Source organism: Agrobacterium sp. SORGH_AS_0440 (assembly GCF_031453135.1).
GTDB classification, from domain to species: domain Bacteria; phylum Pseudomonadota; class Alphaproteobacteria; order Rhizobiales; family Rhizobiaceae; genus Agrobacterium; species Agrobacterium pusense.
In genome coordinates this window covers 1,647,219-1,670,683 of sequence record NZ_JAVIYR010000001.1, presented here as the reverse complement: position 1 = coordinate 1,670,683, position 23,465 = coordinate 1,647,219, and the positions used below count along the sequence as shown (strand labels likewise).

Sequence of the window (23,465 nt, the reverse complement as noted above, 5' to 3'; positions counted from 1 at the left end):
GGGACAACATCCCCCACCCGCGGCGATGACCATCGGCCCTTGGTGGCTGAAAAACGATTCCGTTATGCCTGACAATACTGTAGAGACAGGCGAGGCCGACAGTTCAACGGAAGAATGAGATGCACAGCAAAGTCCCGCCGCAAAACCAGATTTTTTCGCAAGAGTTTGCGGCCTTCCTGTTCGACATGGATGGCACACTCGTCAATTCGATCGCCGTCGTCGAGCGCGTATGGCGGGAGTGGGCAGTGGCGAACGGCATCGAGCCGAATGCCTTCCTGCAGCGCATTCACGGCATGCGAGCCTCGGAAGTTATCCGCCGTGAGGCCATTCCGGGTCTCGACGTGGATGAGCAGGCCGAAATGATCCTTCGTGCAGAGATGGATGATGTGGATGGCATTGTTCAAATACCGGGCGCCGGCGCTTTCCTACAGTCGCTGCCGGCGGGCAAGTGGGCTATCGTGACGTCGGCCGTACGCGAACTGGCTGAACGCCGGCTCGCAGCGGCGGGCATTGCACCGCCGCCTGTCATGATCTGTGCGGAAGACGTGGTGAACGGCAAACCCGATCCTGAAGGCTATCGAAAAGCGGCCGAAAAGCTCGGCGTATCACCGCAAGACTGCATTGTCTTCGAGGATGCCCCCGCCGGCATCCAGGCGGGGGAAAACATGGGGGCGTCAGTGGTGGTCATCAACGCCACCCATTCGCATCCTATCGAAACGCCACACCTTTCCATTGGCGGCTATGGTGAGGTGAATGTAATTATCGACGGCAAAGGCGGCCTGAAGCTGGCGACGGGCAGGAGCTGAAAAGCCTGCCCTCAAAGGGAAGGAAGCGATCGCTTGCCAGCCGATGTCGCGAACTGCTGGCAAGCCATCGCGCCCCGACATCATCCAAAACATTGAGAGAGGCAAAGTTTGCGACTTTGCCGTCGTTCTCCACCAAAGGAATCCGGCTGCCCGGCCAGCTCGCGGCCGGAATGAGGAAATGGCAGAACCCCCGGGAGCCAGAGCCCCGGGGAGCGTGACAATACCGCTGAGCCTCCTGACGACCTCCGTATATTTTTCATTAACGTCTAATTGACAGCGTCGCCCAAATGCGCCCTAATGAAATTGGTAAGACAATCTTACCGCTTGCGCGATTGGGGGAGACTTTCGCGCTGGGAGGACATCATGTTTGTGGCTCTTGAGCCGCGCCGTCTTTACCGGCTGGTTGCGGAACAAATTCGCTTGCTCATCGAAAGCGGGGAACTGACGGACGGTCAGCGCCTGCCGGCGGAACGCGACCTTGCGGAACGCTTCGGCGTATCACGCCCCACGGTGCGGGAAGCGCTTATCGTTCTTGAAGTGGAAGGCCATATCCATATTCGCATGGGTTCGGGCGTTTATGTAAACGCAACCGGCAAACAGGGGAAAGAAAAGCCAACAGTGCCGGATGCGCATGGGCCTTTCGAAATCCTGCAGGCGCGTTGCATCATCGAAAGCGCTATCGCGGAGGAAGCCGCACGGCTCGCCACGCCGGAATGCATCGTCAAACTTGATGACATCATCGAGCGCATGGCCGGCGCACTCGACAATTCACCGCAGGCGCTCAATCTCGACCGGGCCTTTCACACCGCCATCGCCGACATCATCGGCAACTCGGCGCTCAACCGCTTTACCGGCCTGATCTATGACGAGCGCAGCCTGTCACCCTTTTTCGAAAAGCTCGCCAGCTATTTCGAAGGTCCGCACACCTGGAACCTCGCCGTGCAGGAACACCGGGTCATCCGCGACGCCATTGCCGCGAACGATCCGGAAGGTGCCCGGGAGGCGATGCGGCAGCATCTGACGCTGTCGCAGAAGAGATTTTCCGAAAGTTTCGGGGAGGAAACGCTCGGAGAAGAATAACCGCCGCCGCAACCGGCGACGGGAAAAACGGAAATCTGGCTTTAATTCGGGAGGAGTTAAGAATGAAAATCAGATTGTCGACTTTGATGGGCGCAACAGCGGCCATCCTGCTCTCGGCGCTTGCGGCGCAGGCGCAGACCGCACTGAAATGGGCACATGTCTACGAGACCTCAGAGCCGTTCCATACGGATTCGGTCTGGGCCGCGGAAGAGATCGCCAAGCGCACAGATGGCCGCTACAAGATCGATGTCTTTCCGGCCTCGCAGCTCGGCAAGGAAGCCGATATCAATCAGGGCCTGAAGATCGGCACCGTTGATATCATCATTTCCGGCTCGAGCTTTGCCGCGCGTGACTTCAAGCCGATCGGCGTCACCTATTTCCCTTACATCTTCCGCGATCCGAGCCATCTGATCGCCTATACCAAAAGCGATATCTTCAAGCGGCTCGCGAAGGGTTACGAAGACAAGACCGGCAACCATATCGCTGCCGTCAGCTATTACGGCACACGCCACACAACATCGAACAAGCCGATTGCCACCTGCGCCGACATGGGCGGGCTGAAAATGCGCGTCCCTGATGTTCCGGCCTACCTCGCCATGCCGCGCGCCTGCGGCGCCAACACGACCCCGATTGCCTTTGCGGAAGTCTATCTGGCGCTGCAGAACGGCACCGTCGACGCACAGGAAAACCCGCTCACCACCATCGAGGCGAAGAAGTTCTTCGAAGTGCAGAAGAACATCGTTCTGACAGGCCACATCGTCGACCACCTCAATACAGTGATATCGAAGAACCTGTGGTCCAAGCTGTCAGATGAAGACAAGAAAATCTTTACCGAAGTCATGCAGCAGGCTGCCGAGCGCACCACCAAGACCATCGAAGGCCGCGAGAAAAGCCTCGTCGAGGACTTCAAGAAGCGCGGCCTGACCGTCGCCGAAGTCGACAAGGCCGACTTCGAGAAGAACGTCCTCGAAAAAGTGAAGTTCGAGGACTTCGGTTACGACAAGGCCGACTGGGAAGCCATTCGCGCCGTCAAGTGAAGCAAGATCCGGTGCGGCTCCTTTGCCGCACCGCCCTTTCTCTCCAGACGGGATATCTCAATGTCGCAGGAAATTCATACTCAGGTCACGCCTGAGGAACTCGCCCATACGTTCGACGAGGCGCCGCCGGAGGTCGATCTCAAGGTCTATTCATTCGAAGACTGGGTTACGCTTGGCCTCTTCTGGCTGATGACGGGCTGCGTGTTCCTTCAGTTCTTCACCCGCTACGTGCTCAACGACAGCTACGCCTGGACGGAAGAAATCGCCGTCAACTGCCTGATCGGCGTCGTCTTTTTAGGTTCGGTCATGTGCGTGCGCATGTCCCGCCACATCCAGGTTGATGTGCTTTATCACTATGTGCCGCCGCAGGTGGCCCGCGCCATGTCGATCCTCGTCGATGTGCTGCGGATCCTGTTCTTCGCCTACACCTCTTGGCTGATGTGGCGCTACATGGAAATCGTCGCGGATGAGGAGATGGTCACCGTGGCCCTGCCGCGCAGCATCGTCTTTTATACGGTTCTGGCCGCTTTCGTTCTGATGTTCTTCCGGTCGGTACAGGTCTTCATAGCCAATATGCAGCGCGGTTATTCCGTTCTGGAGCGGCCCGAAGAATTCCAGAGCGCGGGGGATTGATCACATGCTGCTTCTCATCGGCTCCTTTCTTCTCCTGATGGTGATCGGCCTGCCGGTCGCCATTTCCATGGCCTCTGCCTCTCTGCTGTACATCGTGTTTTACGATGTCGCGCCCGATATCATAGCGGCGCAGCGCCTGATCGCGGGAGTGGAAAGCTTCCCGCTTCTCGCCGTTCCCTTCTTCATCCTTGCCGGCAACTTGATGAATACGGCGGGCGTGACGGGACGTATCTATTCCTTCGCCGTCGCGCTCGTCGGCTGGATGAAGGGTGGTCTCGCCCAGGTCAACATCATCGGTTCGGTGATCTTTTCCGGCATGTCGGGGACCGCGCTTGCCGATGCGGCCGGTATCGGCACCATCGAGATCAAGGCCATGAAGGACCACGGGTATCCGGTCGAAGCGGCCGTCGGCGTCACCGCCGCCTCCGCAACGCTCGGCCCGATCTTCCCGCCATCGCTGCCCTTCGTCATCTACGGCATGATGGCCAATGTCTCCATCGGAGCATTGTTCATGGCCGGCATCATTCCCGGCGTCGTCATGACGCTTCTGATGATGATCACGGTTGCGGTCTTCGCCTATATCAAGGGCTGGGGCTCCGATACACCGTTCAGCCTCAGAACGATCTTCGGCGCATCGATTGAAGTCTTCGTGGTGATGATGGTGCCGCTCGGCATCTATATCCTCACGGCGCTTGGTCTTTCCCTCAACCTGTCGATCCTGATCGTGCTGGTCATCCTGCTCGCCTGCGACTGGTATTTCGACTTCTCAGCCGTGATGGCGCTGATGACGCCCGTGATCCTGATCGGCGGCATGACCATGGGCTGGTTCACACCGACGGAAGCAGCCGTCGCGGCCGTTCTGTGGTCACTGTTCCTCGGCCTCGTCCGCTATCGCACGATGACCTTCAAGACGCTGGCGAAATCGACCTTTGACACGATCGAAACCACCGCATCGGTGCTCTTCATCGTCGCGGCGGCCTCGGTCTTCGCATGGCTTCTGACCGTCAGCCAGGCAGCGCAGCTTCTGTCGGCGGCGATCCTGACGATCACGGACAGCAAGTGGATTTTCCTTGTGCTGGTCAATCTGCTGATGCTTTTCGTGGGCTGCTTCCTCGATACGATTGCGGCCATCACCATCCTCGTGCCGATCCTTCTGCCGCTCGTGCTGCAGTTTCACATCGATCCGGTGCATTTCGGCCTCATCATCACGCTCAACCTGATGATCGGTCTGCTGCATCCGCCGCTCGGCATGGTGCTGTTCGTGCTCTCGCGCGTGGCGAAACTCTCCGTCGAACGCACGACCATGGCCATCCTGCCCTGGCTGGTGCCTCTGTTCGTCGCGCTGCTTCTGATCACCTTCGTTCCGGCCATCACCCTGTGGCTGCCGACCGAAATGGGCCTGATCCGCTGACGAGGCACCCTGCCCGCGCGGTTCGCCGCGCGGGGTTATCATTCCATATCAAGACATGAGGGCATGGTCATGCAGACACGCGTGGCACGTCTATACGGCGAGAAGGACATTCGCGTCGAAACAGAGGATCTCGCTGAGCCGGGCCCCGGCGAGGTGCTGCTCGCCATGGCAGCGGGTGGCATCTGCGGCTCCGATCTTCACTATTATCAGGATGGCGGTTTTGGCCCGGTCAGGGTGCGCGAGCCGATCATCTCCGGCCACGAGGCATCGGGCAATGTGCGGGCGCTGGGGGAAGGCGTCAGCGGGCTCGCCGTCGGCCAGCTCGTCGCCGTCAATCCCTCGCAACCCTGCGGCCATTGCCAGTTCTGCCTGAAGGGCCAGCCGATCCATTGCCTCGACATGCGCTTCATGGGCAGCGCCATGCGCCTGCCGCACGAACAGGGCATGTTCCGCGACCGGCTGGTGGTTCCGGCCAAACAATGCGCGCCATTTCCAGCCCAAACCTCGGCTGCTGAAGCGGCCTGCACCGAGCCGCTTGCAGTCTGTCTGCATGCCGTCGCCCAGGCTGGCGATCTCGCCGGCGCTAAGGTGCTGGTGACGGGAGCCGGCCCAATCGGACTCTTGACCATCGCCGCCGCCCGCCATGCGGGCGCAAGTATTATCGTTGCAACCGATCTGACCGATGCGGCGCTGGAACGCGCACCAGCCATGGGTGCGGACCGCACGATCAATGTCGCAAAGGACGCCGAGGCGCTTTTGCCCTACCAGGATGACAAGGGTTATTTCGACGTCATTTTCGATTGCTCCGCGGCAGCCCCCGCGCTCCGCACCGCCTTTGCCTGCGTGCGCCCGCGCGGTACCATCGTACAGGTGGGCGTAACCGGTGACATCACCATTCCGCTCAATGCGCTGGTGAGCAAAGAAATCCTCTGGCGCGGTTCGCAGCGCTTTCATGATGAATTCGCCATCGCCGCCGGGCTGATCTCAACGCGCAAGATCGATGTGCGGCCGATCATTTCCCACAGCTTCCCGCTCGATGAGGCGAAGGCCGCATTCGAGCAGGCCGGAGACCGCTCGGCCGCCTGCAAGGTGCAACTGACTTTTTCCGCAGACGGAATTTTTGAGGACGAAAGATGAGACATACATGGCGCTGGTTCGGCCCGGTCGACAAGGTCACGGTTCAGGATGCGGCTCAGGCGGGTGCGGAAGGCATTGTCAGCGCGTTGCACCACATCGCCACCGGCGATGTCTGGCCGGTGGACGAAATAACCAGGCGGCATGAGGCCATCAAGGCCGGCGGGCTTTATTGGGACGTGGTGGAAAGCGTGCCAGTCTCCGAGGACATCAAGACCCAGACGGGCGACTGGAAAACCCATATCGCCAACTGGCAGGAAACGCTGCGCCGCCTCTCGGTATCAGGCATCCGCACCGTCTGTTACAACTTCATGCCCGTGCTGGACTGGACCCGCACCGACCTGCGCTGGGAAACGAAACACGGCGCGAAAGCGATGCGCTTCGACCTTACGGATTTCGCTGCCTTTGATATTCACATTCTCAAGCGCCCGGACGCGACACGGGATTATCCTGGCTGGTTGCTGGAGGATGCGGCAAAGCGGTTCACCGAGATGCCCGACACAAAAATCGTCGCGCTATCGCGCAATATCGGCGCTGGCCTGCCCGGCTCGGCGGATGGTTATACCCTGCCGGAACTCATCGAAAAGCTGCGTTCCTACCATGGCGTTAATCGAGAAAGGCTGCAGCAGAACCTGATCGACTTTCTCTCCGAGGTGACGCCGGTTGCCGAAGACGTCGGCATCAACATCTGCGCCCATGGCGATGATCCGCCCTGGCCGCTTCTCGGCCTGCCGCGTATTCTCTCAACGGAGACGGATTACGCCCATATGCTGTCGCAGGTCGACAGCCGCGCCAACGGCGTCACGCTCTGCACCGGCTCTCTCGGTGCGCGCGCGGATAACGACCTGCCCTTTATCGCCAGCCGTTTTGCAGATCGAATCCATTTCGTGCATCTGCGCAACGTGACGCGCGACACGGACACCGTGCCCTGCTCCTTCTTCGAGGACGAACATCTGGAAGGCGGAACCGACATGGTCGCCGTCATTGCCGCCCTCCTCACCGAAGAAGCCCGCCGGCGAGCGGAGGGCCGTGAAGACCACACCATTCCGATGCGGCCGGATCACGGGCAGGAAATTCTCGACGACCTCACGCGCGGCGCCCAGCCCGGTTACCCCGCCATTGGGCGATTGAAGGGGTTGGCTGAGCTGCGCGGCATCGAGCGTACGCTATCACACAGCCACTTCGGTCTCGCGAATGGGAATGGCTAATCGGAAATCTGACCGCAGGGGATGTGTCAGCCTGCGGCCATCTTCGCCCGAAACATGAGGTAGGAATAGGCGGCCAATCCGCCGGCAACAGCCCCAACGGCCTTCACGGCTGCGTCGGTCAGATGCGGATGGCGTGTCGGCGACAGGAATTGCAGCGCCTCGATGCCAAAAGCCGCAACAATGCCCGCGACGATGATGGCAAGCCAGTAACGCGGATAGGCGAGCACGAAGGCGGTCGAACAGAGGGCGAAGGCACCTGCGCGGTCGATGCCAACCGTCGTCAATGTGTGGGGCCTCAGCCCAATGGGGCTGACAGTCACGATTACAATCAGCAGAAGAAGCGACCAGGCAACATATTTCGGAAATCTGTTTGTCATCATGGCGTCACATTAGAGCGTCGTGTGCGTAAACGGAAGCAGGTCTTTTTCACGCTTCGCCCAATTAATCACACTTTTTGGTCAGATAGTTGAAAAACCGGCTTTCGCTCAGGCCCTACACGGGCTAAGGCAGAAGGCAACCGGGCGAGGATCGCGGCTGATGGCGCTTGCGCTGTCGCCTTTCGGTGCACGTTACGGTGTCGGGTGGGTTTTCCACACAGGATCAGTTTTCAGGGAAGAGCACAATGAGTTTCAAGCCGCACGGCAAACATCTGGTTGCAGGAGAATGGGTCGCAACGGAAGCAAAATTCCGCAGCGAGCCTGCACATGGCGAAGCTTTCGATTTTTCGGTCGGCACCGTCGATCTGGTGAATGCCGCCTGTGAGGCAGCTGAAGAAGCCTTCTGGAGCTACGGTTACACCACCCGCGAAGAGCGCGCCGCATTCCTCGACACCATTGCCGATGAGATCGAAGCCCGCGCCGACGCCATCACCGAAATCGGTTCCTCCGAAACCGGCCTGCCCGCAGGACGTTTGCAAGGCGAACGCGGCCGCACCGTCGGTCAGCTCCGCCTGTTTGCCTCGCATATCCGCAAGGGCGACTATCTCGATCGTCGCCACGACGAAGCGCTGCCGGATCGCCAGCCGCTGCCGCGCCCGGATATCCGCCTGATGCAGCGTCCGATCGGCCCTGTCGCCGTTTTCGGCGCGTCGAACTTCCCGCTCGCCTTCTCCACGGCCGGTGGTGACACCGCTGCGGCTCTGGCTGCCGGTTGCCCTGTTGTCGTCAAGGGTCACTCCGCCCATCCCGGCACCGGTGAAATCGTTGCCGAAGCGGTTCTTGCCGCCGTCAAGAAGCACAATCTGCATCCCGGCGTCTTCTCGCTGATCCAAGGCGGCCGCCGCGATGTCGGTTCCGCGCTCGTGCAGCATCCGCGCATCAAGGCGGTCGGTTTCACCGGTTCGCTCGCCGGCGGCCGCGCACTGTTCGATCTCTGCGCCCAGCGCCCCGAGCCGATCCCCTTCTTCGGCGAACTGGGTTCGGTCAACCCGATGTTCCTGCTGCCGGAAGCCGTTGCCAACCGCGGCGAAGCCATTGCCAAGGGCTGGGCCGGTTCGCTCACCATGGGTGCGGGCCAGTTCTGCACCAACCCGGGCATTGCCGTCATTCTCTCCGAGCAGGCGGATGCGGTTGCTGAAACCGCACGTGCGGCCCTGTCGGAAGTCGGCCCTCAGGTCATGCTGACCGACGGCATCGCCGCCGCCTATCGTGATGGCCGTGATCGTATCGCTGCCGGCAACGGCGTGCGCGACGTGCTGACCACCACCTGCAACCTGCGCAATGCAACGCCGTATCTCTATCGGGTCGCAGGCAAGGACTGGGTTGCCAACCATGCGCTTGCTGAAGAAGTCTTCGGACCCCTTGGCCTGATCGTGACTGTTGATAGCACCGAAGAAATGCTTGAGGTTGCCAAGAGCTTCGAAGGCCAGCTGACGGCGACAATGCATCTCGATGCAGGCGACGCCGAACTCGCCCGCAAGCTGCTGCCGATCCTGGAACGCAAGGCCGGCCGCGTTCTCGCCAACGGTTTCCCGACCGGCGTCGAAGTTTCCGAAGCCATGGTTCACGGTGGCCCCTACCCGGCCTCCACGAACTTCGGCGCAACCTCTGTCGGCACCATGTCGATCCGCCGCTTCATGCGCCCGGTTTCCTATCAGAACATTCCCTCGGACGTTCTGCCGGAAGATATTCGCTAATAAAAAAGGGGAGGCGCTCACACGCCTCCCCTGTTCTTCGTCTGACCCGTCGTCTCAGGCAGACTGCACGGCCTGTATCTTCTCGATACCCCCAACAATGCCGGCGAAATCCTGCCAGACGCCCTGAGCGCCCTTGCGCCATTCATCCAGCGCTTCCGGCTGCAGCACCTTGCCACCCTTGGAAAGCGCAAGCCCAACGGACTTCGTTTCATCTTCAACGATCAGCTGGTTGAAGTACTTCGCGCCTTCGCTGGAAGCCTCCGACAGCACCTTCTTTTCTTCGTCATCCAGCTGGTTCCAGAAGGTCGCGCCATAATAAACGACGCCTGAAGCCCAGATGTGGCCGGTTTCCGTCAGATAAGGCACGACCTCGTATAGCTTGAAGCCGGCATAGGCGGACTTGGTAAGATCCATGGCATCGGCCACGCCTGTGGCCAGCGCATTATAGGTCTCGGTGATCGGAATACCGACCGGCGTGGTGCCGAAGGCGCTCCACAGCTTGGTGTGCAGCGGGCTCTGGATGACGCGGATCTTCTTGCCTTCCAGCTGCTCGGGGCGTGTTACCGGTTCCTTGGTCAGCAGATGGCGCGCGCCGTAATTGATGAAATCGGCAGCGATGAATTGCTGGGCGGCGAGCTTCGTCTTCAACTCGTTGCCAGTCTCGCCGGTTACCACCTTGCGCACGTGCTCCCCATCACGGAACAGGAAGGGCAGATCGAGGATCTGCAATTCCGGCACCCAGCCTGAAAGCGAGGAAACGGTTGAAAGACTGGCCTGAACCGATCCCAGCCGAATATTCTCCGCCACTTCCTTTTCGCCGCCCAGCGCACCGCTCTTTACGATATTGAACCGGAAGCGACCGGGCAGCTTCGCTTCCACCAGCTCACTGATCTTCACCCAGATTTTCGTCTCCGGCTTGTCGTCAGCGAAAAGCGACGCAACGGTGAGGCTGCGGGTTCTGGCACTAGCCGTGCGCACGAAGGCCGGTGCGGCGAGCGTTGCCGCGCCGAGAGCGGAGAGTTTGAGGAGATGACGACGGTCGATAATAGTCATGAATAAAGCCCCGGATTAGAAGAAAATGGCCCAGACGCACAGAATGGCGAGGGAAACGAAAAGGGAGAGGAGATAGGGAACGACGGCCCGGAAAAGGGCTGTCGCCGGAATGCGGGTGACGCCGCTCACCACAAAGATCAGCATGCCGAGCGGCGGTGTCAGGCCGTGGATCATGAGATTGACCACGAGGATGACACCGAAATGGATGGGATCGATACCGGCTGCCACGGCAGCAGGCAGAAGGATCGGCCCGAACAGCAGGATGGCAGCGCCGATATCAAGCACAAGACCGACCACGAGCAGAATGAGGTTGGACAGCAGAAGCACCGCGATCTTGCTGCCACCGAGCAATGTCACGAAGTCGGTGACAAGACCGGAGACATTATCGACCGCCAGGAGAAAGGCGAAGGGGCCAGCCGTGCCGATCAGAAGGCCGATCGCAGCTGCTTCACCCGCCGATTGGCGGAAGGTTGTAAAAATGCGGCCCGCGCCCAGCCGGTATCCGAAGCCGAGAAACAGCGTGTAAAGCGCTGCAAGCGCTGCGGCTTCCGTGGTCGTGACGACGCCAATGCGGATGCCGACCACCACGATGACGCCAAGACCGAAAGCAGGTATCGCAGCCACGGCCGAGCGCCACCGCTCAGAGCCCGTCGCGCGAGGCAAGGTATCAACGCTGCGCACGCTGAAATGGATAGCCACCGCCAGGCAGACCGCCATCAACCCGCCCGCAAAGAATCCGCCGACCAGCAGCGACCCGACCGAAAGGTTGGTGGCCGTTGCGAGGATGAGAAATGCGATGGAGGGCGGAATGACGTTGTCCAGCACGGAAGTGGCGGCGATGATCGCACCCGCCTGCGCGGGTGGATAACCATGCTTGACGAGTTCCGGCTGGAAGGTGGAGGCGCCGAAGGCAGCATTGGCGACTGAAGAACCGGAGGCGCCCGAAAACAGCACGCTGGTCAGAAGCGTCGTCTGGGCCAGCCCCGCCCGTCGGTGGCCGACCATGGAGGCGGCAAAACGGACGAGCTGGTTTGCGACGCCCGATTCCGTCAGCAGACTTCCCGCCAGCAGGAAGAAGGGGATGGCGAGCAGCAGGAATTTCGACATGCCTGTGACCGTGGAGGAAACGATGGCCGGCTCCGGCAAAGTACTGCCGAAGGCAATCGCCACATAGGCGGCGGCGAGGAAGGCATGGGCAAGCGGCGCGGCCAAAACCAGCCCCACGGCTGCCGTCAGCGCCAGAAACAGGCTCGGCGGCAGGGTTGTATCGACGAAAATTTCCGGCAGGCCCACATAGGAAACAACAGCAATGACGACGGAGAGCAGAACAGCAAACGCCTTGCCTTCACTGACGCGCTGAAGCGCGAGATAAACAAAGATCAGTGCGCCACCCGCACCAAGAAATCCGAAACGCACCCATTCCGGCAGGCCAAGCGTCGGGGACGTCCCGCCCAGCATTGCCGCAATTTCTACCCCGCCGAAGGCCAGTATGAGCGCGGCAACGAACGAGAAAGCATCGGCCAGGACTTCCGTGCCAGCATGGAAACGTTCGGGCAGGAAGCGCACAAAAACATCAAGCCGCATCGCAAGCGCGCTTTTGAGACTGAGAGGCGCGCCGACAGCGATCATCGCGACATTAAGCCAGATGCCCAGATCTTCCGCGCCGATGAAGCCGGTGTGAAACAGATAACGCAGAGTGACATTGACCAGAACCACCACGAGCAGCGTGGCAAGGATTGCTGCCGCGACCGCGCCGAGTACCTTGTCCAGAATGGCCAGCAGCCCCCCTGCCACACGCTGCGTGCCGATGCGGCCTTGTGCCGATGTCGTTGCGGGACTTGCCATCATGTCTGTCTTCTCCACTCCCGAAGCCATGCTCATGAGGCCTTGGCCGAGAGGTCACGGTCGAACAATGTCGACCACGTGAATTGTTTTGCCGCCGAAACCTCACGCGATACGTCAAGACGCGGAAGCACCTTTTCCCCGAAACGGAAGGCTTCTTCCAGCAATGGCATGCCGGAAAGGATAAAGGTGTTCACGCCCGCCTTCTTATAGGCCTGCAGCGTGCGGATGACAGTATCGGGCGAGCCGACGATAGCTGTTCCCGGACCTGGACGAACGAGACCGATGCCGGCCCAGAGATTTGGCGCTATTTCAAGATCGCGCAGGTTCTCCGGCTTCTGGCCGCCATGCATCGCCGTCATGCGCTGCTGGCCGACGGAATCGGTCTTGCCGACGAAACGCTGGTTGGCGGCAATCGCTGCCTCATCCATGCGCCGGTAGAGATCGGCGGCGGCAGCCCAGGCCTCTTCATCCGTATCGCGCACGATAACATAAAGGCGAATACCGTATTCCAGTTCTCGACCGAGCTTTTCCGCCCGCGCCTTGACGAGATCGACCTTCGCGCCAATCTGATCAGGCGTTTCGCCCCACGAGAGATAGGTCTCGACATGTTTGGCCGCAACGTCGATGGCCTTGTCCGAAGAGCCGCCAAACCACAGCGGCGGCGGCTCAATGCCCTGCCCCACCGGCAGAGCGAGTTTTGCGCCCTGCGTCTGGAAATAATGCCCGTTGAAATCCACCGTCTCGCCGGCGAAAAGCCGGTGCCAGATTTGCAGATATTCATCCGCCATCTCGTAACGCTCGTCATGCGGCATGGTCATGCCGTAGGCGCCGAGCATCTTCGCATCGCCCGAGACGACATTGATAAGCAGGCGCCCGCGCGAAAACTCCTGAAGCGTTGCCGCCATCTTGCCAAGCAGCGTTGGCGCGATCAGGCCCGGATGAATGGCGACCAGCAGCTTCAGCCGCTCGGTATAGGAAAGAAGCGCACCCGCCAGAACCCAGACGTCATGCGCGCCGGTGGCAAACAGCGCCCCGGTATAACCGAGCTGGTCGTAAGCGAGCGCCAGTTGCTTGTAATAACCGAGATCGACCCTGCGGGAGCCTTCCGGCTGCCAGGGATAGGCGCCGTCGGGGGCGCACATGTACCAGAAAACATTCATCTGTCGCCTCCCGCGCTGGCTGCCTGCTGAACCATGCTCTGTCCGGTGTGAACCGGTAAGGAAAAATGGCCGTGCCTGTAAAGCGTATCGGCCTCCTCCTGCTGTTCGGCAAGAATATTTTGAGTGGCGGGCACGACTGAAAGATTGCGAGAGCGCAATACCCTTGCCCAGGACGAAGCGTCGCCTTCGCTGCCAGGTTCGGCGGCGAGCAGCGCAGCCGCCCGCTCTACATCAGCCATGACAGCGCGGCCGATGCGGTTCAGTTCAGCCGCAATCGCCTGCCTCGTTTCAGGCGCAAGAACGTGACGATCCAACGTCCAAAACAGCGAACGGTTGGGAATGGTGGAGCCGCAGCGAACCAAAAGACTGATTTCTTCATGGGTCAGAGCCTTTTCCAGCCGCGGCGACATCGTCACCCAGGCATCGACGCGACCTTCCACGAGGTCCCTCAGGCTGTCACTGTCGCCGCTTTCTATCCGGTTGACATCCGAGAGGCCAAGCCCCGCTCCTTCCAGGCTGCGCGCCAGAAGATAGGTATGAAACGATCCGTCAATAAGGGATATGCGTTTTCCCAAGAGATCGGCGGCGGAACGGATCGGGCTGTCGCGCCGCACGAGGATCGCGCCATTGGCCGGCCGCGGTGCGGAGGCGGCAATATAGACCGCCGAAAGCCCGCGCGCATCCGCCTCGATGGGCGGTGTCGACCCGGTGCCGCCAAAATGTATTTCACCCTTTTCCAGAAGCGCCGCGGTATCGCGCCCTTCTCTATAGGGCACGAATTCAGGCTCGAATGCCTTAAAAGATCCGGGCCAGAGCCGGGCGAGCCGCAAATGCAGATTGTTGGGATGGACCCCGATTTTCATGTCGACACCTCATTTCACAATCAATCTACTTTTTTATAGAGTGTTTTCGAGAAACGTTTTGGCGATCCCCGGGCGGAAAGCGAAAGAGAAATCTACTAATCCTGTAGATTTTTAAAAATGCCTGATTGATCCGGGATGAGATTCATCAAACCATTGAAATTTATCGCCGCACAATTTACTTTTTTATAGTTTGAAAAGTGGGCCTCTTCAGTCGTGACCAAACCGGTTTCCAATCTCATCTGCCGCAGCGTCGTTGAAGCAAGCGAGCTCCTGAAGCTTGTGGCCAATGCCAACCGTCTGGCCAGTCGTCTGTTACCTCATGGAAACGGAAGCCTCCGTTTCCGCGCTTGAATATGAACTCGGCATCCAGCAGCCGACGCTTTCACAGCAGCTGGCCGAACTGCGCGATGCGGGGGTCATCGAAGGCTCGCGGGAGGGCAAGGCGGTGATCTATCGTGTTACCGATCCGCGTATTGTCCAGTTGGTTCTGACATTACGCGGCCTCTATGCTGATCTTTCCGATGTGACCGGCAAGAAAGGCAGGCGCGCCTTGCCGCTGGATGAGGCAATGTTCGACTAACATGATCGACCTTTACACCTGGATCACGCCGAACGGCCTCAAAATCTCGATTGCGCTGGAAGAACTTGGCCTACCCTATGTCAGCCATGCCATAGATATCGAAAAAGGCGAACAGTTCTCGGCCGAGTACAGTCGCATCAACCCTGGCTCCAAAATCCCTGCAATCGTCGATCAAGACAATGGCACCGTTTTAACAGAGTCCAACGCAATCCTGATCTATCTCGCGGAAAAAGCCGGACGGCTCATGCCTGTCTCTGCCGCGGCACGGCTGACAGTCACCGAGTGGCTGATGTGGCAGGCCGCCAACTTCGGCCCGACACTCGGTTACGCCCATTATTTCCTGACGTACAATACAGGAAAGGCACCCTTTGCCGAAACCCGTTTCGCCTCGGATACCGAACGCCTCTATCGGACGCTGAACGACCGCTTGGCAAAGCGCGGGTTCGTCGCCGGCGATTTTTCAATAGCCGATATTGCCATCTGGCCATGGGTTTCGCGTTTCGCCCGTCATAAAATCGATCTCGCTGATTTTCCCGCAGTAAACCGCTGGTATCGCCAGCTTGGACAGCGCGAAACCTTCCAGCGCGGTTATCGCGTACCATTTGTAACATCTGACGTTCCGGGGCTTTGATCGCTCAGCTGGCGACAAGATGGCCGGGTGAGACTTCGTGATATTCCCGCGGCTTCACGGAATAATCGACTGAGCGGATAGGACTTTTCAACTCGTCATTGGCGGCACCGCGACGCGTGTTTCTGCGGTCCGGGTCCGGCACCGGCACCGCCGCCATCAGCTTGCGGGTATAGTCATGCTGCGGGTTGTCGAAGACAGCCGCACGCGGGCCGATTTCGACGATCTCGCCGAGATACATCACCGCCACCCGGTGGCTGACCCGCTCCACCACCGCCATGTCATGGCTGATGAAGAGAAAGGCGAGATCGAGGCTCTGCTGCAAGTCCAGCATCAGGTTGATGACCTGCGCCTTGATCGAGACATCCAGCGCCGAAACGCTCTCATCAGCGACGATCACCTTGGGCTGGAGTGCCAGCGCGCGGGCGATGCAGATGCGCTGCCGCTGACCGCCGGAAAACTCGTGCGGGTAACGCGCCGCCATATCCGGCGAGAGGCCGACCTTGTTGAGCATGTCGGCCACCACATCCTTCGCCTCGCGGGCGCTGCCCATACGGTGTTCCAGAAAAGGTTCGGCGATCGCCGCGCCCACCGTCATGCGCGGATTGAGTGAGGCAAAGGGATCCTGAAAGATCATCTGCACCGTCTTGCGCATCTCTCGCATGCCTGACTTGTCGAGGGCTAGAATATTCTCGCCGTTCACCACCACGGAACCGGCATCCGGCTCGATGAGCCGCATGATGGCGCGACCGGTGGTCGACTTGCCGCAGCCGCTTTCGCCCACCAGTGACAACGTCTCCCCGGCCCTCAGATCGAAGGACACGTTTTCCACCGCATGCACGCGGCCGCTGAGCCGCCCCAAGAGACCGGAGTGGATATCGAAGCGCTTGGTCAGCCCCTCAACTTTCAGCACCGGCTGGGCTGCGGCATTGACGGTATCGGCCGGACGCGCCGGTTCCTGCGTTTCTCCCGTGGTGGTGTTGACAATGGGAAACCGCAGCGGCCTTTCCTCACCCGTCATGGAACCGAGAACCGGAACCGCGGACAACAGTGCACGCGTGTAGGGATGTTTACCGCGATGGAAAATATCCGCGGTCGCGCCGACTTCCACCTGCTCGCCGCGATACATGACGACCGTACGATCGGCGATCTCAGCCACCACGCCCATGTCATGGGTGATGAACAGGACGGAGGTACCTTCCTCTTCCTGAAGTGTCTTGATGAGATCGAGAATCTGGCCCTGAATGGTGACGTCAAGCGCCGTCGTCGGCTCATCCGCGATCAGCAGCTTCGGTTTGGAGGCAAGCGCCATTGCGATCATCACGCGCTGGCGCATGCCGCCGGAAAACCGATGTGGATATTCATCGAAACGCGAGGCGGCGGAGGGTATGCGGACTTTTTCGAGCAGGCGGATCGTCTCCGCCCGCGCTTCCGCTTTCGACATGGGCTGGTGGCACAGAAGAGCCTCGGAAATCTGGTCGCCGATGGTGAAGAGCGGATTGAGGCTGGTCATCGGCTCCTGAAAGATCATGGCCACCTCATTGCCCCGCACCCGCCGCATGGCGTCTTCGGAAAGCGAGAGCAGGTTGCGACCTCCGAGCAGGATTTCACCCTGCACCCTGCTGCTTTCGCGGTCCAGCAGCCGCATGATGGAAAGCGATGTCACGCTTTTGCCCGAACCGCTTTCGCCAACGATCGCAACCGTCTCGCCTGACCCGACATCAAAGGAAATATCACGCACCACCGGTTTCCAGCCGCCATCCACGTGAAAGGACGTGGTGAGGTTGCGGACGGAAAGCACGGCATCTTTTGCACCAAGCGGTACTGCCTGCGGCATGGTCATGATCGTTCCCTTCTTTTCTTCTCGTTTGAATTCAGGCACGGCGTCACGGCCTGTGTCTTCTCCCCGTCGGGGAGAAGGTGGCCCGAAGGGTCGGATGAGGGGGCGACGTTCACGATAGATCGCACCCCTGCCCCCCCTTCCGCTGCCGCGACCTTCTCCCCGGCGGGGAGAAGAAACTCGCGGCACCCGCTCGTCCGATATGCAGTCGTTATTAGTCCGGCCAGCGCAGCATGCCGTCGAAACGGTGGCGGCTGCGGTCTTCGAACGGTGTCGCAATTACCTCGTTGGAGGCGCGCGCCTTGTCCAGTTCCTCCGCCAGACGGGACGCAACGATAGTCTCCTGGCCAGGATGCAGGTTGCAGGGGTCGAGATAGAAATAGCGATGTTCCACCTCGTGATCGCGGGTGATGATCGGCGGATTACCCTTGGCCAGCGCCGTTGTCAGGTCCCATGCCGTAATATGCGCTTCTTCGGCATTGATGATAACGCGCAGCCGGTCGAGCGGGTTGTTGGTCGGGTCGGGCTCGATCAACGCCGTCACGCCCGGCCGTCCATCCAGCGTCCTTTTCCAGAGGTTGAGATAACCGGTTTCCCGTTCGCGAATTCCGGCATGGTCCCGCTTTTCCCAGGCCTCAAGCGCCGCCATGACACCATAGATACTTTCCTTGCCGACTTTCATGCCGCGGCCGATGCCCATATTCTGAAGGAAAGCATGACGCACCAGTTCCTTCTTACCCGCGACGATGCCCGAGGTGGGGCCGCCGAGGAACTTGTGGCCGGAATAGAGCACGACATCCGCACCCGTGGCCAAAAACAGCTTCAGGTCGTATTCGGAAGCGGCATCGACAATGACAGGGACACCCTTGGCATGGGCGATCTCGACGAATTCGGAAAGATGTAGCAGACCGTAATCCACCACATGATGCGAGACGACATAGACAGCGGCAGCCGTCTTTTCGGTGATGGCGTTTTCCATATGGAAACGGTGGGTCGATGTTGCCTGCCCGATCAGCACCACCTTGCCGCCGCCGAGGCGGATGGCCTGATCCACCGGTGCGCCATAACTCACCACATGCCCCATCTGCACCAGAACCTCGTTCTTCTCAGGCGTAACATCGGGCAGCTTTTCGATGGCGAGAAGATTATTGCCGGTGATCGCGCCTGCGACAGCAAGGCTGATGCCAGAGGAGCAGGACGCCGTGATAAAACCGGCCTCGCCCCCCGTCAGCCTCGCAATCACTGCACTTGCCTTGCGCTGCAGATCGTTGATCTCGACAAATTGCGGCAGGATGGCCGCCATGGCTTCGACCGCTTCCGGAACGACGATGGAAGCGCCGAGCGAGGTCATGGTGCCCGAGACGTTGATGACCGGGCGAAGGCCGATCCTGCTTCTGATATCCTCGGTCATGTCTTTCTCCTGTCTTTGCGATGCGATGGGCATCGACATATATGCCATAATAATGTAATAGCTTCCCAAAATTGATGAGGAGCCAAAATTGGACGCCCATAAGCTGGACGAAACGCCTTTATCCGCCCTTCCTGATACGGCGGAAAACCCGGACGCGAAGGTGGCCAAGCGCTCTCGCGTCAGCGGCATCGACCGCGCCCTTCAGGTTATTGATTATCTTTACGAAACCGGATCCCCCGCCGGCGCTTACGCCATCGCCAAGGCGATCAAGGCCCCGCTGTCCACCGTCTATGTGATCATCGATGATCTCATCGAAAAGAACATGCTGGCGCGCAATGCCGACGGCAATATCTGGCTCGGCGCGCGGCTTTACCACTACGGTCTTGCCTATGCCCGCTCGCTCGATTTCATGGGTGTCGCCACCCACGAAATGCACGATCTCTGCCGCCATGCGGGCGAGACGGTGCAGCTTTGCGGCCGCGATGGCGACCATATGCTGGTATTGGCCATGGCGGATGGACCGAGCCATTTTCAGGTCGCGTCCCGTGTCGGCACCCGCGTTCCCTTGAACTGGACGGCGTCTGGACGTCTGCTCGTCGGGCATCTGCCGGAAGCGGAACGTCTCGAACTTTTCCGTCGCTGCGCCCGTTCCTCGCCGACCGGACGCGCCGAAATCAACCCGGAAACGCTGTCCCAATCTGCGGCGGCGGCCTTCCATGACAGGCTGTCTATCCAGGTCGCCGAGTCCGATTACGCCGTGGCGTGCATCGCTTCGCCGATTTGCGACAACAGGGGCGAATGCGTTGCGACGATTTCCATCGTGCTGCCCGAGCAGAAGGTGCTGGCGGACGAGAACCACTACACCGAGCAGGTCAGGGTCTCGGCGGAACGGATCGAAAAGCTGATGGGCTGGCGCAACCATTAAACGGCCTCAACCCTTGAGCGCGACGATGGCTTCGATTTCGACAGTTATATTGCCCGGCAGTGAGCCGAAGCCCACGGCGGAGCGGGCATGTTGTCCCGCATCGCCGAACACATCGATGAAGAGATCTGAACAGCCGTTGATGACGCTCGGGTGATCGCGGAAATCGCTGACGGCATTGACCATGCCCAGCAGCTTCACCACCTTCTTCACCCGCGATAGGTCGCCCAGCGCCTCGTGCATGACGGCAAGCAGGTTGATGCCGGTGAGACGCGCATGGTTATAGGCCTCTTCCAGACCGATTTCCGCGCCCACCTTGCCGGCATAGAGGTGGCCATTTTCTTCCCGCGGCCCCTGGCCCGAAAGATAAAGCATGTTGCCTTCCACCACATGCGTGACGAAATTGGCAATCGGCGGCGGCGGCGGCGGCAGGGAGATGCCGAGCGCGGCGAGCCGGTCATAGGGCGAGACGTGCCCTTCTGCGTCGAGCGAAGACTGTTTCACGCGAATTCCTCATAATGCCGGGAGCGGTTTCCCGTAATGGCTGCGAACGGCGGAGGAAGGACCTCCGCCCTATCAGTCGGGGTCAGCGCCAGGAATAACCATGGCTGTGGCGCACCAGCTTGCGCGCCCTTGGAATGTAACGGCTGGCCGCGATGGCTTCCGCGCCGATAACCGCGTAACGCGGCTCGAACAGGCGCTTCAGGCGCGACACGTCGCCGTTGGAATCGGTCGCTTCCAGATCGGCATCGACAAGATCAAAAACAGTGAAATCGGCGCGCTGACCGACCTCGAGACGGTTTTCCATATCGAGGCGGATGATGGAGGCGGGGTTACGGGTCACGGCTTCAATCACGTTTTCGAAGGGCATGTTGACGGAGAGCAGCTTCGACATGGTGGTCGCCAGATCCCAGACCGGGAAATTCATCGAATGGCCATGCAAATCCGTAGAGATGGAGAACGGAAGCAACCCGCGTTCAATCGCGGCTTCCGCAACCTTGAAGGAGAAGGATGCGCCGCCATGGCCGATATCCAGCCGGATGCCTTCGCCCGCGCAGCGTTCGGCAAGGTTGAACAGGTCCTCGTCTTCCATGATGCTGGAGCCCGACTTGCCGTTGAAGCAGTGGGTCACGACATCGCCAGGGCCGAGAATTTCCAGAACCTCGTCGTAAAGGGCCGGTGGCTCCCCCACATGTACCATCATCGGGACTTTCAGGATCTTGGCGATCTTCTTGCCGAGCTTGACCGGCGTCACACCCCAGGAGCCGGTGATGACATGGCTCGCCCGCACCTTCAGGCCGACTATATGCTCGCTGTTTTCCGCGTAACATTCGAGGATACGGTCGAGATCGATATCCTTGATGTCGCGCAGTTCAGGCACCCGGTTGCAGGCAACGAGACCGATGGAGCCGAGGTTGAGGAAGGCCTTGATGCGCTCCCTTGAGGGTTCGATGATATATTCCCTGAAACCGTGGAAATTCGCCTCGCCCGCCGAACCGGCATCCACCAGTGTGGTTACGCCGCGCTCGGCCCCGCATTCGGAGGGGCGGATGGAGATGTCGGTGCCGCCGTGCCAGACATGCACGTGCAGATCGACCCAGCCGGGCGAGATGAAGGCACCCTTGGCGTCGATACGCTGCGCATCCGCAGGCACCTGCAGGGCAGAGCCTACCGCGGCAATCTTGCCGTCGCCGCCGATCAGAATATCGGTTGAAGCCTCAGACGCACCTTTTCCGAAACCGACAGGTTTGACATTGGTGAGAAGAATGGGAGCTTGAAGAGGCGTTTTTGCCTGTTCACCTGATGTCATATTACAAATCCCTTCGCAGTCTTGGGTCGAGCATGTCCCGCAGTCCATCGCCAACCATTTGCAGCGACAGTACGGAAAGAATGATGGCAAAGCCGGGGAAATAGGTCATCCAGTCGGCCTGTCCGATATATTGGCGGCCGGCGGAAATCATGGTTCCCCACGTTGGAATTTCGGGGCTGACACCAAGTCCCAGAAACGACAGGCCGGCCTCCGCCAGCATGGCGCTGGCAAAAAGAAAGGTGCATTGCACGAGGATCGGCGAGACGAGATTGCGCAGGACATGCCGCGTCATGATGTGGAAAGTGGAAATGCCGAGCGCCTTTGCCGCCTCCACATAGGGCAACTCACGAATTACCAGCGTCGAGGCGCGCACGATGCGGGCAAGGCGCGGCGAATAAACGACGGCGAGCGCGATGATGACAGTCGTCAGCGACGGGCCGAGAGCCGCCACCAGCGCAATCGCCAGCAGAATATCAGGAAACGCCATCATCGCATCGATCAGCCGCGCGATCGGCGTATCCAGTTTCTGGAAGAAACCGGCAAGCAGGCCGAGCGTGATGCCAATCAGCGCCGAAAGCGCCACCACGGCGGCCCCGACCAGAAGCGACAGTCTTCCGGCGTATATGGTACGGGAAAAGACGTCGCGACCAAACTCATCGGTGCCGAACCAATAGAGTTCGCTCGGCGGCTTCAGGCGGTTCACGATCGACAGTTTTGAGGGCGAGTACGGCGCTATCATCGGCGCGAAAACCGCAAGCAGCACGAAGACAAGCAGCACGAGCAGGCCGGCGGCGACTGTCTTGCGCTTCAGGAGACGCCGAATGAACAGGACAGTCGGATTTCGTGCCGGGGGAACGGTGGAAACGATATCGGCCATCAGTAGCGAACCCTTGGATCGACCAGCAGGTAGAGCATGTCGATTGCAAAATTGATGAGCACGTAGAGACCGGCGATAACGAGAAGCGCGCCCTGGATGACCGGATAATCACGCCGGAGCACCGCCGAGACGACGAGATTTCCGACCCCCGGCAAGCCAAAGACCGTCTCCGTTACCACCGCACCCGAAATCAGCACGGCGGCGGTGAGGCCAAGCACGGTGAGGATGGGTATAAGCGCATTCTTCAGCGCATGTTTCATCACCACCCGACGCTCCTTGACGCCCTTGGCACGCGCAGTGCGGACATAGTCGTCACCGAGGACATCCAGCATAGAGGCGCGGGTGAAGCGCAGAATGAGGGCGGAGGACACGAGGCCGAGCGCGATGGCCGGCAACGTCAGATGATACATGCGCTCGACGAAACTCGACCCCGGCCCGCCGTAACCCGATACGGGGAACATATCGAGCCTGACGGCGAAGACCTGCATGAGGATGAGGCCGAGCCAGAAGCTCGGAATGCTCGCCGCCAGCATCGCGACCGTCGTTGCGGCCTGGTCCACGAACGAGCCGCGCCGGTAAGCGGCATAGATGCCGATCGGGAGAGCGATGACGCTGGCGATCAGCAATGAAAAGATTGTCAGGAAAAAGGTCGGTTCGGCCCGATCCAGCAGGGCTGATCCGACAGGCATATTGAGAAAGATCGACTGGCCGAGATCGCCCTTCAGCAATTGGCCGATATAGTAGACATATTGCACCCCAAGCGACTGATCGAGGCCGAGGCGGGTGCGCAGTTCCGCAATGTCCTGTGCCGAGGCATCCGGCCCCAGCATCACGGCGGCCGGGTCTCCGGGCGTGACGCGCAGGATGACGAAAACGATGGTGACGACGAGGAACATCACCACGATCATTCCTGCAAGTCTCTGGAAGATATACCGTATCACGAATAAGGGCTCCCGATCGCAAAAGTGGCGGACCACTTATGCGCGATAGTTGAAGCGAAGCTGCTGAAGGGTGCCGGCAGCCCGGCACCCGA

The 23,465-nt window shown here is 60.0% G+C and carries 21 protein-coding genes and 1 pseudogene; 11 read left to right on the top strand and 11 right to left on the bottom strand.

Translation table 11 applies throughout. From position 1 onward, the window contains the following. The first annotated feature begins 119 nt into the window (after nt 1–119). The 7 genes from QE453_RS07610 to uxuA all read left to right on the top strand — a co-directional run bounded on the left by QE453_RS07610 (nt 120) and on the right by uxuA (nt 7,309). Nucleotides 120–806 (top strand): HAD family hydrolase, encoded by a 687-nt coding sequence (locus tag QE453_RS07610; RefSeq protein ID WP_309776646.1) that lies wholly within the window; start codon nt 120–122, stop codon nt 804–806. A 363-nt stretch (nt 807–1,169) separates the two neighbouring features. Beyond that, on the top strand, nt 1,170–1,886 hold the full coding sequence (locus tag QE453_RS07605) for a FadR/GntR family transcriptional regulator (protein WP_004438798.1): 717 nt from the start codon (nt 1,170–1,172) through the stop codon (nt 1,884–1,886). Between the two features lie 62 nt (nt 1,887–1,948). Next, complete coding sequence (locus QE453_RS07600) at nt 1,949–2,923, top strand: sialic acid TRAP transporter substrate-binding protein SiaP (RefSeq protein WP_004438795.1); 975 nt, start codon at nt 1,949–1,951, stop codon at nt 2,921–2,923. A 60-nt stretch (nt 2,924–2,983) separates the two neighbouring features. Further along, a complete protein-coding gene (locus QE453_RS07595; RefSeq protein ID WP_035208172.1) occupies nt 2,984–3,556 on the top strand; it encodes a TRAP transporter small permease in 573 nt (190 codons plus the stop codon). A 4-nt stretch (nt 3,557–3,560) separates the two neighbouring features. Then, on the top strand, nt 3,561–4,967 hold the full coding sequence (locus tag QE453_RS07590) for a TRAP transporter large permease (RefSeq protein WP_309776645.1): 1,407 nt from the start codon (nt 3,561–3,563) through the stop codon (nt 4,965–4,967). 69 nt (nt 4,968–5,036) lie between these two features. Continuing rightward, the gene (locus QE453_RS07585) at nt 5,037–6,104 is read left to right on the top strand and encodes an L-idonate 5-dehydrogenase (protein ID WP_309776644.1); all 1,068 of its coding nucleotides are present in this window, start codon (nt 5,037–5,039) and stop codon (nt 6,102–6,104) included. Then, nucleotides 6,101–7,309 carry a mannonate dehydratase gene (gene uxuA, locus QE453_RS07580; RefSeq protein WP_045534489.1) on the top strand — a complete coding sequence of 403 codons (1,209 nt, stop codon included), beginning with the start codon at nt 6,101–6,103 and terminating at the stop codon, nt 7,307–7,309. Before QE453_RS07585 ends, uxuA begins: the two co-directional genes overlap by 4 nt. A 26-nt stretch (nt 7,310–7,335) precedes the next feature. Here uxuA and QE453_RS07575 read toward each other — a convergent pair whose 3' ends face one another. Further along, entirely contained in the window at nt 7,336–7,689 is a 354-nt protein-coding gene (locus QE453_RS07575) for an antibiotic resistance protein VanZ (protein ID WP_034498180.1), read from the bottom strand. Between the two features lie 242 nt (nt 7,690–7,931). Here QE453_RS07575 and QE453_RS07570 point away from each other — a divergent pair, with 242 nt between their 5' ends. Next, nucleotides 7,932–9,443 carry an aldehyde dehydrogenase (NADP(+)) gene (locus QE453_RS07570; protein WP_309776643.1) on the top strand — a complete coding sequence of 504 codons (1,512 nt, stop codon included), beginning with the start codon at nt 7,932–7,934 and terminating at the stop codon, nt 9,441–9,443. Between the two features lie 54 nt (nt 9,444–9,497). Here the strand turns inward: QE453_RS07570 and QE453_RS07565 are convergent, their stop codons facing one another. From QE453_RS07565 to QE453_RS07550, 4 genes are read right to left on the bottom strand one after another with little or no spacing between them, the layout of a single operon-like run. Continuing rightward, nucleotides 9,498–10,496, bottom strand: a complete 999-nt coding sequence (locus QE453_RS07565; protein WP_309776642.1) for a TRAP transporter substrate-binding protein — start codon at nt 10,494–10,496, stop codon at nt 9,498–9,500. 15 nt (nt 10,497–10,511) lie between these two features. Beyond that, nucleotides 10,512–12,344 (bottom strand): TRAP transporter large permease subunit, encoded by a 1,833-nt coding sequence (locus QE453_RS07560; protein ID WP_309776641.1) that lies wholly within the window; start codon nt 12,342–12,344, stop codon nt 10,512–10,514. Nucleotides 12,345–12,373: 29 nt separating this feature from the next. Beyond that, nucleotides 12,374–13,501 (bottom strand): LLM class flavin-dependent oxidoreductase, encoded by a 1,128-nt coding sequence (locus QE453_RS07555; RefSeq protein ID WP_309776640.1) that lies wholly within the window; start codon nt 13,499–13,501, stop codon nt 12,374–12,376. Beyond that, nucleotides 13,498–14,364 (bottom strand): ABC transporter substrate-binding protein, encoded by an 867-nt coding sequence (locus QE453_RS07550; protein WP_309776639.1) that lies wholly within the window; start codon nt 14,362–14,364, stop codon nt 13,498–13,500. The genes QE453_RS07555 and QE453_RS07550 overlap by 4 nt, the downstream gene beginning before the upstream one ends. A 213-nt stretch (nt 14,365–14,577) precedes the next feature. Between QE453_RS07550 and QE453_RS07545 the strand changes: the two are divergent. Together QE453_RS07545 and QE453_RS07540 are read left to right on the top strand one after the other, a co-directional pair. Continuing rightward, nucleotides 14,578–14,944: pseudogene (locus QE453_RS07545) on the top strand (ArsR/SmtB family transcription factor). A 1-nt stretch (nt 14,945) separates the two neighbouring features. Continuing rightward, nucleotides 14,946–15,575, top strand: coding sequence for a glutathione S-transferase N-terminal domain-containing protein (locus tag QE453_RS07540; protein ID WP_309776638.1), 630 nt, complete (start codon nt 14,946–14,948; stop codon nt 15,573–15,575). A 4-nt stretch (nt 15,576–15,579) separates the two neighbouring features. Here the strand turns inward: QE453_RS07540 and QE453_RS07535 are convergent, their stop codons facing one another. Both QE453_RS07535 and QE453_RS07530 read right to left on the bottom strand, forming a co-directional pair. Further along, nucleotides 15,580–17,415 carry an ABC transporter ATP-binding protein gene (locus QE453_RS07535; protein WP_309776637.1) on the bottom strand — a complete coding sequence of 612 codons (1,836 nt, stop codon included), beginning with the start codon at nt 17,413–17,415 and terminating at the stop codon, nt 15,580–15,582. 211 nt (nt 17,416–17,626) lie between these two features. Beyond that, complete coding sequence (locus QE453_RS07530) at nt 17,627–18,823, bottom strand: aminotransferase class V-fold PLP-dependent enzyme (RefSeq protein ID WP_309776636.1); 1,197 nt, start codon at nt 18,821–18,823, stop codon at nt 17,627–17,629. 88 nt (nt 18,824–18,911) lie between these two features. Here QE453_RS07530 and QE453_RS07525 point away from each other — a divergent pair, with 88 nt between their 5' ends. Continuing rightward, nucleotides 18,912–19,748, top strand: a complete 837-nt coding sequence (locus QE453_RS07525; RefSeq protein WP_072493551.1) for an IclR family transcriptional regulator — start codon at nt 18,912–18,914, stop codon at nt 19,746–19,748. A gap of 6 nt (nt 19,749–19,754) precedes the next feature. Here QE453_RS07525 and QE453_RS07520 read toward each other — a convergent pair whose 3' ends face one another. From QE453_RS07520 to QE453_RS07505, 4 genes are all read right to left on the bottom strand, one after another. Further along, nucleotides 19,755–20,249 (bottom strand): RidA family protein, encoded by a 495-nt coding sequence (locus QE453_RS07520; protein WP_004438756.1) that lies wholly within the window; start codon nt 20,247–20,249, stop codon nt 19,755–19,757. Between the two features lie 82 nt (nt 20,250–20,331). Then, nucleotides 20,332–21,555, bottom strand: a complete 1,224-nt coding sequence (locus tag QE453_RS07515; RefSeq protein WP_309776635.1) for an amidohydrolase/deacetylase family metallohydrolase — start codon at nt 21,553–21,555, stop codon at nt 20,332–20,334. Nucleotide 21,556: 1 nt separating this feature from the next. Further along, nucleotides 21,557–22,432: an ABC transporter permease gene (locus QE453_RS07510; protein WP_004438752.1), complete on the bottom strand. Its 876-nt coding sequence runs from the start codon at nt 22,430–22,432 to the stop codon at nt 21,557–21,559. Next, entirely contained in the window at nt 22,432–23,373 is a 942-nt protein-coding gene (locus QE453_RS07505) for an ABC transporter permease (protein WP_006698531.1), read from the bottom strand. Before QE453_RS07505 ends, QE453_RS07510 begins: the two co-directional genes overlap by 1 nt. Between the last annotated feature and the right edge of the window lie 92 nt (nt 23,374–23,465).

Bases quoted from the DNA above. Each gene is read 5' to 3' on its own strand.
- QE453_RS07610 (WP_309776646.1), top strand. From the start codon at position 120: ATGCACAGCAAAGTCCCGCCGCAAAACCAGATTTTTTCGCAAGAGTTT.
- QE453_RS07605 (WP_004438798.1), top strand. From the start codon at position 1,170: ATGTTTGTGGCTCTTGAGCCGCGCCGTCTTTACCGGCTGGTTGCGGAA.
- QE453_RS07600 (WP_004438795.1), top strand. From the start codon at position 1,949: ATGAAAATCAGATTGTCGACTTTGATGGGCGCAACAGCGGCCATCCTG.
- QE453_RS07595 (WP_035208172.1), top strand. From the start codon at position 2,984: ATGTCGCAGGAAATTCATACTCAGGTCACGCCTGAGGAACTCGCCCAT.
- QE453_RS07590 (WP_309776645.1), top strand. From the start codon at position 3,561: ATGCTGCTTCTCATCGGCTCCTTTCTTCTCCTGATGGTGATCGGCCTG.
- QE453_RS07585 (WP_309776644.1), top strand. From the start codon at position 5,037: ATGCAGACACGCGTGGCACGTCTATACGGCGAGAAGGACATTCGCGTC.
- uxuA (WP_045534489.1), top strand. From the start codon at position 6,101: ATGAGACATACATGGCGCTGGTTCGGCCCGGTCGACAAGGTCACGGTT.
- QE453_RS07575 (WP_034498180.1), bottom strand. From the start codon at position 7,689: ATGATGACAAACAGATTTCCGAAATATGTTGCCTGGTCGCTTCTTCTG.
- QE453_RS07570 (WP_309776643.1), top strand. From the start codon at position 7,932: ATGAGTTTCAAGCCGCACGGCAAACATCTGGTTGCAGGAGAATGGGTC.
- QE453_RS07565 (WP_309776642.1), bottom strand. From the start codon at position 10,496: ATGACTATTATCGACCGTCGTCATCTCCTCAAACTCTCCGCTCTCGGC.
- QE453_RS07560 (WP_309776641.1), bottom strand. From the start codon at position 12,344: ATGATGGCAAGTCCCGCAACGACATCGGCACAAGGCCGCATCGGCACG.
- QE453_RS07555 (WP_309776640.1), bottom strand. From the start codon at position 13,501: ATGAATGTTTTCTGGTACATGTGCGCCCCCGACGGCGCCTATCCCTGG.
- QE453_RS07550 (WP_309776639.1), bottom strand. From the start codon at position 14,364: ATGAAAATCGGGGTCCATCCCAACAATCTGCATTTGCGGCTCGCCCGG.
- QE453_RS07540 (WP_309776638.1), top strand. From the start codon at position 14,946: ATGATCGACCTTTACACCTGGATCACGCCGAACGGCCTCAAAATCTCG.
- QE453_RS07535 (WP_309776637.1), bottom strand. From the start codon at position 17,415: ATGACCATGCCGCAGGCAGTACCGCTTGGTGCAAAAGATGCCGTGCTT.
- QE453_RS07530 (WP_309776636.1), bottom strand. From the start codon at position 18,823: ATGACCGAGGATATCAGAAGCAGGATCGGCCTTCGCCCGGTCATCAAC.
- QE453_RS07515 (WP_309776635.1), bottom strand. From the start codon at position 21,555: ATGACATCAGGTGAACAGGCAAAAACGCCTCTTCAAGCTCCCATTCTT.
- QE453_RS07510 (WP_004438752.1), bottom strand. From the start codon at position 22,432: ATGGCCGATATCGTTTCCACCGTTCCCCCGGCACGAAATCCGACTGTC.